This window comes from Thomasclavelia sp. (assembly GCF_017889095.1).
Lineage (GTDB): Bacteria > Bacillota_I > Bacilli_A > Erysipelotrichales > Coprobacillaceae > Thomasclavelia.
In genome coordinates, this window is sequence record NZ_JAGHEW010000204.1 from 1 (window position 1) to 3,961 (window position 3,961).

General features: G+C 25.4%; 5 protein-coding genes. 1 reads left to right on the forward strand and 4 read right to left on the reverse strand.

The window, feature by feature from the left end:
• From J7M77_RS08855 to J7M77_RS08865, 3 genes are all read right to left on the reverse strand, one after another.
• Positions 1-349 (reverse strand): LysR family transcriptional regulator (locus J7M77_RS08855; protein ID WP_296877609.1); only part of this gene is annotated, 349 nt, incomplete at its 3' end.
• Positions 350-440: 91 nt separating this feature from the next.
• A complete protein-coding gene (locus tag J7M77_RS08860; RefSeq protein WP_296877611.1) occupies positions 441-827 on the reverse strand; it encodes a DUF6120 family protein in 387 nt (128 codons plus the stop codon).
• Between the two features lie 15 nt (positions 828-842).
• Positions 843-1,157, reverse strand: coding sequence for a PadR family transcriptional regulator (locus J7M77_RS08865; protein WP_296877612.1), 315 nt, complete (start codon positions 1,155-1,157; stop codon positions 843-845).
• A 214-nt stretch (positions 1,158-1,371) separates the two neighbouring features.
• On the opposite strand from J7M77_RS08865, the gene J7M77_RS08870 reads away from it, so the two are divergent.
• On the forward strand, positions 1,372-2,025 hold the full coding sequence (locus J7M77_RS08870; RefSeq protein ID WP_296877614.1) for a hypothetical protein: 654 nt from the start codon (positions 1,372-1,374) through the stop codon (positions 2,023-2,025).
• 347 nt (positions 2,026-2,372) lie between these two features.
• Here the strand turns inward: J7M77_RS08870 and J7M77_RS08875 are convergent, their stop codons facing one another.
• On the reverse strand, positions 2,373-3,749 hold the full coding sequence (locus tag J7M77_RS08875; RefSeq protein ID WP_296877616.1) for an MATE family efflux transporter: 1,377 nt from the start codon (positions 3,747-3,749) through the stop codon (positions 2,373-2,375).
• Between the last annotated feature and the right edge of the window lie 212 nt (positions 3,750-3,961).

Here is a 3,961-nt window from a genome sequence, read left to right on the forward strand (position 1 = left end):
GTAATAGATGTTTCTTTTTAAAATTATTTACGAGTGATAAAATATCTTTATTTTCATACAAACCAGTAAAACCAATTCTAATTATTTGCCGATATTCTTTTTTCAATTCCTCTTCAATTTTTTGATACTGCTTATATAACTGAAAACAATTTTGATAATAAAACTTTCCAGCTTCCGTAAGCTTTGGTCGATAATGACTACGATCAAATAAACTTACTTTTAATTCCGTTTCTAATAACTTAATATGTTGTGAAACTGCTGATTGGGATAAATATAATTTTTCAGCCGCTTTAGAAAAAGAGCCTTCTTCAACTACTGTAAAAAAATAAATAATCTTTTTATCAAACATATTATCCCTCCTTGTTGCAATATTATTTATATTCAATCAAAAACTAACCTAATACACATGTATCAAAAAACAAGTAAGTATTTAAATAAATTTATTCTTCTATAATCGTTGTTTCATAGTCAGTAATATGTTCCTCTTTAGCTAAATTATAATTTTCTTGTAATATGTATAAAAAATATATATTCACTAAAATAAATAATACCGTAATTATAGTAAATGCTTTAACTAAAATATTTCTAATTCTTAATTTTGAGATTAAATAATCCTCATTACAATTATCCAAATATGCAACAACCATATCCTTAGCTGTACCAAATTTTTCTACATAATCATCATATGTACTATCGGGATTATCAAAACTATATTCATCTAAGTTTTTATTGATTTTTTTTAAATATTCTTTCTCTTTTGAAGTTTTAATTGGTAATAATGTTTTTATATCTTTAAAATATTTATTTTTCGCATTTGTATCTTTCATAGTGCTTCTCCCACATTATCTTATTATATTATCAATACCCTTTATCATATTATCGTAATCACTAACCATTTCATTAAATTTTTCTATACCTGAAGGCTCAATATGGTAGTAAACTCTTAATTTTCTAGACACAACTTTATCGTAACTAGAAATGAATCCCTCGTCTAACAGTTTATATAAAATAGGATACATTGTCCCGTCTTTAATAACAATCAAGTCATTCGAATATTTTTTTATTAATTTAGTTATTTCATATCCATAACAATCCTGTTTTCTCAAAACACCTAATAACAACATTTCTAATTTAAATAAATTATTTTTATTTGCCATTTACATCATCCTTAACATTAAGTTAACTTAATTATAAATTATACTTCTAGAATAACAATAACTAGATTATCTATGTATAGTTGATTTTTAAATATAATATGTTATTATTTAAATATAGAAAGCGTTCTCTAAAATTTAAATATCATATTTTGCTTTATGTATTCGATTATCTGTATTTATACAAATTATTCCAATTATAATGGAGGAGATAAATGTGAATATAAAAAAATTAATCTATGCAATAATTTTTATTTTCATCATTTCATCCATGTATTTTAATCTTTCATATAGTGATGAAAAAATGATGCAATTATTTAATGAATATTTAATTGAAAATATTGATGATTATAAAGATTATAAAATGACTAGTTTTGGATTATATGATGGTCCAACTAATGGAAGGGGTTATGCTGCTTTTAATAAATATTTTCAAGCAGAATTTGTTCATAAAAAACATTCAACAATTAGATTTTACTTAAGTACTGATCGCTATAATATAATCAGTAATTATGATGATGCCAAAAACGAACTGCAATATATTCTTTATGCCATAGAAACATTTAATGAAAGCATTTGTAATGAAAAAATAATATTAAAGACAATGTCTTTTCCTTCATATCGACAGTATAGCGAACAAATAGCGACTAAAGATTTTGTTCAAGTAAATATGAATTTATTTTATCCAGAAATAGAAATCGATACAAAAAAGATTAGTTATGATGAATTAAAAGTAATTGATCAAGAAATCAATCAAATTTTTCCAAATGAAAGATATTATGTTTTAGAAGATATAGATGAAGATGCTGGTATCTATTCTACAAAACTTCAAATGTATCATAATTACGATGAAATATATGTTGAAGACTAAAAATAGAAATAGATGCAAAAAATATATTTTAATCTAAATTAATACGAATAAAAATAAACAATTATGAAATTTTTACAGCACAATAGATACTTTAATAGGAGTGATTTTAATAAAAATGGATAAATACAAAATTATAAAAATTTTATTTATCATAATCCAATGGATTATCAGCTTTTATTTAATTGATTTTTGCAAACTAAATATTTTAACTATATTTATAATTATTCTTCTTATTTATTGTGATTATATTATTTTATCCAAAGATTAAATTAATAAATTAAATTTGATAATACAGTATAAAGGAATAGCTAATTTATGATAGCTATTCCTTATATCTTTTAAAACTATTATTTATTATCTACTTGTTCATTTATTGCCTGTCGTTTTAAACTACGTCCTATTGTAAACCACATAGTAATATAACAAGCTCCACCACCAATAAAATTACTAATTGCTTCAGCGATAAATACACCATCAATACCAATAAACATTGGTAAAATAACTGTTAGTGGTGCTACAATGATAACTTTCCTAAAAATTGAAAAGAAAATAGCCTGTTTTGATTTCCCTAGTCCAATAGCAACAGCTTGTCCTGACATTTGAAATGACATCATGAAAAATCCAAAGAAATATAATCGTAAAGCACGAATACCATCAGCAATGATTTCTGAATTACTACTAAAGATTTGTATAAACAACTGAGGAAATAGTGTGATTGCTAGCCAGACTACTAGCATCATTGTTAAAGCTGCAATTGTAACAAATTTAATTCCTTGCAATACCCGCTCATATTTTTGAGCACCATAATTAAATCCCAAAACTGGCTGGCAAGCATTGGCAACTCCTTGACCAGGAAGTGAAGCCACTTCTCTAAGTGAATTTATTATCGTCATAATGGCAATATATAAGTCACCCCCATATTGCTGTAAGGTTGCATTACAAACAATTGAAACAATTGAATTAGTTATTGCCATCATAAAACCAGCCATACCTAAAGAAACAATTTTCATAATACGTTTATATTCTAATTTCAATCCACTTCTTTTTATTTTTAAAATTGTTTTTTTCCCAGTTAAAAACTGTAAAGTCCATAAAGCTGAAATAAACTGAGAAATAACGGTTGCTATTGCGGCTCCTTTAACTCCTAAATCCAAACCAAAAATAAAAATTGGATCTAAAATAATATTAGTCACTGCACCTAATAAGACAGTCATCATCCCAATTTTCGCAAAACCTTGGCTATTAATAAAACTATTCATTCCTAGTCCAATTAATACAAACAACGTACCCATTAAATAAATCGTCATATAATCACTAGCATATTTAATTGTATTTTCACTAGCACCAAATAACCATAATAAATCTTCTTTAAAAATAAAACCAATAATCATTAGTAAAATACTAAAAATAATCAGCATCACAAAAGAATTACCCATTATTTTTTCAGCTTCGTCATTATCACCACGTCCTCTGGCAATAGAACAAAGTGGTGCTCCTCCCATTCCAAATAAATTCGCAAAAGCACTAATAATTGAAATCAATGGCAAACATAATCCTAAACCACCCATAGCTAAAGTTGCTACATCAGGAATCCGCCCAATATAGATTCGATCAACAACGTTATACAAAACATTTATAAGTTGGGCAACAATCATTGGAATCGCTAGATTAATAATATGTTTGGAAACACTCCCAATAGAAAAATCATTTTCAACCTTACTCATCTTCTCACCTTCTTTTTATATTATAAAACCATATCTATAAATTTTCTAATATTTTTACTATCTAATGACAAATATCAATTTTTTTAAATAAAAAAAGTAATTTTTAATTTCCAGGAGTAAATGTTAATAGGAGGTATTTTTATGACAGAAAATATGATTAAAAAAGAAGATGTAATGAAAGCCTATGACAAAGCTATTGAAAAAGTAACTGA

Coding starts and splice junctions, on each gene's coding strand:
- J7M77_RS08860 (WP_296877611.1), bottom strand. CDS start 827: ATGAAAGATACAAATGCGAAAAATAAATATTTTAAAGATATAAAAACA.
- J7M77_RS08865 (WP_296877612.1), bottom strand. CDS start 1,157: ATGGCAAATAAAAATAATTTATTTAAATTAGAAATGTTGTTATTAGGT.
- J7M77_RS08875 (WP_296877616.1), bottom strand. CDS start 3,749: ATGAGTAAGGTTGAAAATGATTTTTCTATTGGGAGTGTTTCCAAACAT.